The sequence below is a fragment of the Phenylobacterium sp. genome, from assembly GCF_030645195.1.
Lineage (GTDB): Bacteria > Pseudomonadota > Alphaproteobacteria > Caulobacterales > Caulobacteraceae > Phenylobacterium.
This window is the reverse complement of sequence record NZ_JAUSLW010000206.1, coordinates 1-3,609: the sequence shown is the minus strand read 5'-3', so window position 1 is coordinate 3,609 and position 3,609 is coordinate 1. Positions and strand designations below refer to the sequence as shown.

Annotated in this window: 4 protein-coding genes and 1 tRNA gene; 2 read left to right on the top strand and 3 right to left on the bottom strand. The window is 69.5% G+C overall.

Annotation, left to right across the window (positions count from 1 at the left end; genetic code table 11):
• The 3 genes from Q7T09_RS18925 to aroA all read right to left on the bottom strand — a co-directional run.
• A partial coding sequence (locus Q7T09_RS18925; protein ID WP_304701755.1) for a S1 RNA-binding domain-containing protein occupies positions 1-305 on the bottom strand: 305 nt, incomplete at its 3' end.
• Between the two features lie 176 nt (positions 306-481).
• A complete protein-coding gene (cmk, locus tag Q7T09_RS18920; protein ID WP_304701754.1) occupies positions 482-1,132 on the bottom strand; it encodes a (d)CMP kinase in 651 nt (216 codons plus the stop codon).
• Between the two features lie 298 nt (positions 1,133-1,430).
• Positions 1,431-2,753: a 3-phosphoshikimate 1-carboxyvinyltransferase gene (gene aroA / locus Q7T09_RS18915; protein WP_304701753.1), complete on the bottom strand. Its 1,323-nt coding sequence runs from the start codon at positions 2,751-2,753 to the stop codon at positions 1,431-1,433.
• A 117-nt stretch (positions 2,754-2,870) separates the two neighbouring features.
• On the opposite strand from aroA, the gene Q7T09_RS18910 reads away from it, so the two are divergent.
• Together Q7T09_RS18910 and Q7T09_RS18905 are read left to right on the top strand one after the other, a co-directional pair.
• Positions 2,871-3,350, top strand: coding sequence for a TIGR02300 family protein (locus tag Q7T09_RS18910; protein WP_304701752.1), 480 nt, complete (start codon positions 2,871-2,873; stop codon positions 3,348-3,350).
• Between the two features lie 126 nt (positions 3,351-3,476).
• Positions 3,477-3,552, top strand: a tRNA-Ala gene (locus Q7T09_RS18905).
• The last annotated feature ends 57 nt before the right edge of the window (positions 3,553-3,609 follow it).

The following is a 3,609-nucleotide window of genomic DNA, read 5'->3' as shown; positions in this document are numbered from 1 at the left end:
TCGCGGCGGGCCTTGTCGCGGCTGATGACCGCTTCGCCCATGGCGTTCTCGACGCGCTCGAGGAAGACCTCGACGGTGGAGCCGACCACGATGGGGGCGGGATCATCGCCTTCCTGGTTGAATTCCTTCAGGGACACGCGGCCCTCGGTCTTCAGACCCACGTCGATGATCGCGAAATCCTTCTCGATCCCGACCACGATCCCCTTGACCACCACGCCTTCCATGAAGTCGCGGCCGCCCATGGACTCGTCCAGCAGGGCGGAAAAGTCGTCGCGGGAGGGGGACAGGCTCATATCGTCAGCCATAATATTCTTTCGTCTTTCAGATGACGCCGCCGGTGAAACGGAAATGGTCCGACCCGCATGAGCGGTCGGAGTCCCGGCGTCGGGTTAAGGGTTGCAAACCGAAGGCGTCGGGGCGGACCCCAGCGCGGTGAAATTCGCCCGCAGCCATCGAGGGAAAGGTGCGTTTGGATTGCCCGTCAGGAGGTTTCCCACCGGGCTCGCGCCGCCTCGACCGTGCGGCGGGCCGCATCGGTGGCCTGCTCTATAGTCATTTGCGTGGTGTCCAGCAAGACGGCGTCGGAGGCGGCCACCATGGGGCTGTCGGCGCGGCCCCCGTCGCGGGCGTCGCGCTTGGCGATATCCTCCAGGATCTCCGGCAGGCTGACCGCCTCGCCCTGGGCCGTCAGCTGCTTCCAGCGCCGCTGGGCGCGCACCTCGGGGCTCGCGGTGACATAGAGCTTGGCCGGGGCTTCCGGGCAGATGACGGTGCCCATGTCGCGGCCGTCCAGCACCGCGCCGCCGGGCGTGCGGGCGAAGGCCAGCTGCAGGTCGCGCAGGGCCAGGCGCACCGCCGGATGCACCGCCACCCGGCTGGCGCACTCCCCGGCTCCCCGGGTGCGGAATTCGGGATCGTCCAGCATGGCCGCCGTCAGGGTCAGGGCCACCGCCCCGGCGTCCTGCTCGGAGTCCAGGTCCTTGCCCGCCCTGCGGGTCAACACGCCCACGGCCCGATAGAGCAGGCCGGAGTCCAGCACCGGCACATCGTAGAGCGCGCCGAGCCGATGGGCGATGGTCCCCTTGCCCGAGGCCGCCGGCCCGTCGACGGTGATGATGAAGGGCGGTTTCATGGCGCGTTCTCGCAGGCAGATGTCGTCCCTTCTCCCCTTGCGGGAGAAGGTGGCCGGTCGGAGACCGGTCGGATGAGGGGTCGCACCGGTTTGTCCGAGCAATCCAACGTCATCCCGGCCGAAGCGCAGCGGAGAGCCGGGACCCAGGGGCTGCGCGCTCCGCCCCTGGGTCCCGGATCGACCTGCGGTCGTCCGGGATGACGGGACTTGGTTGCGGGGGGAGCGTGACCCCTCATCCGACCCTGCTCCGCAGGGCCACCTTCTCCCGCAAGGGGAGAAGGACGCGCGATTTCAGCCCTCACGCCAGCTCCCCGCCCAGGCCGCGCATCATCTGAACAAACCCCGGGAAGCTGGTGGCGATCATGCCGGGCTCGTCGACGCTGACCGGCGCCTCGGCGGCCAGGCCCATCACCAGGTGGGACATGGCGATCCGGTGGTCGCCCTTGGTGACCACCCGGGCTCCGCCGGCGGCCGGATGGTTGGCCCGCGCGGCGCCCACCACGATCAGCCCCTCGGCCTCCTCCTGCACCCCGATGCCGCAGGCCGCCAGGCCCTGCGCCATCAGACGGATGCGGTCGCTCTCCTTGACCCGCATCTCGCCGATGCCGCGCATGTGGGTCGGCCCCTCGGCGAAGGCCGCGGCCACCGCCAGGATCGGATATTCGTCGATCATCGAGGGCGCCCGCTCCGGCGGCACGTCCACCCCGCGCATCGCCGAGTGTCGCGCGGTGACGTCGCCCACCTGTTCCCCGCCCTCATCGCGCAGGTTCGAGATGGTCAGGTCCGCCCCCATTTCCACCAGGGTGGTGAACAGCCCGGTGCGCAGCACGTTGAGCAGCACGCCCTCCACCGTCACCTCCGAGCCCGGGGTGATCAGGGCCGCCACCAGGGGGAAGGCCGCCGAGGAGGGGTCGCCGGGCACGACGATCCTCGTCCCCGTCAGCGTCTGGCCTCCGGCCAGGTTGATGTGGCGCGCGCCATCGCGGTCCTCGACCTCGACGACAGCCCCGAAGGCCCGCAGCATCCGCTCGGTGTGATCGCGCGTCGGCTCCGGCTCGATGACCCCGGCCCCACCGGCCGCGTTCAGCCCGGCCAGCAGCACCGCCGACTTCACCTGGGCCGAGGGCTCGGGCAGGCGGTAGTCGATGCGCGTCAGGTTCCCGCCCCGCAGGGTGAGCGGCAGCCGCCCGCCGGTGCGGCAGGCGAAGACCGCCCCCATCTCCGTGAGCGGCTTCATCACCCGGTTCATCGGCCGGCCGCGCAGGGAGGCGTCGCCGGTGAAGGTGGCGCTGATCGGGAACCCCGCCGCCGCCCCCATGATCAGGCGGACACCCGTCCCGGCGTTGCCGCAGTCGATGACGTCGTCCGGCTCGGAAAATCCGCCCTGGCCCTCGACGCGCCAGGACCCGACCCCCAGGCGCTCCACGGTCGCGCCGAAGGCGGCCATGGCCGCGGCGGTGCGCTTCACATCGTCGCCCTCAAGAAGCCCCTCGATCCGCGTCGTCCCCCTGGCCAGGGCCCCGAAGATCAGGGCGCGGTGGGAGATCGACTTGTCGCCCGGGGCGCGCACGCGGCCTCGCAGCGGGCCGCCGCGTTGCGCGGTCAGTCCTGCCGACGTCATGGGAATGCCAAGCCTCCTTAAGGCTCTGCCGTTGTCACGAGGGGGTTTGCTTTTGACAGCGGCGCCGGCCCGTGGCAAGGGACCCGGCTTCATTCGAACCCCTTAGAGGCTTAGCCCTTGGCCAATCCCGAACTGGGCGCAAAGCAGATCTGTCCGAACTGCCAAGCGAAGTTCTACGACCTCACCCGTCGTCCCGCCCACTGCCCGAAATGCGCCACCGAGTTTGATCCGGACGAGGCGGTGCGCAGCCGTCGCAGCCGATCTCGCGTCGCCCCCACCGACCACGAGGTCGAGGAGGAAGGCGAAGCCCAGGTCCGCGGCAAGTCGGAGGCCGATGACGACGAGGAAGAAGAAGAGGTCGTCACCCCGGAACTCGACGAGGTCGTCGACGCTCCGATCATCCCCGGCGACGACGATGACGACGACGCCGAACCGGGCGCCACGCCCGAGGACGAGCTCGCCGGCTTCTCCGAGGACGAGGAAGACCTCGAGGAGGACACCGACGACGTGCCCTTCCTGGAAGAGGACGACGAGGACGACTTCGACGACACCGAAATCGAGGGTCTGCCCGGCGAGGGCGACGTCGAGGACCGCTAAATCTGACTGCGACAAGCCGCCTGCAAATTTCCTCTGCAGGCGGGCTTGATCGCGGACAACTGTCAGACTAGGTTCCGCGCCTCTTCGGGGAGGGCCTGGTCCGCCCCCGGAGAAACCCGAGACCTCGGGGCTTTAGCTCAGCTGGTAGAGCGCTTGCATGGCATGCAAGAGGTCAGCGGTTCGACTCCGCTAAGCTCCACCATCCCTTCCCCGGCCCTTACAGGGTCGGGGAAAGGTCCACTTTCCAAAGCCTTATGAC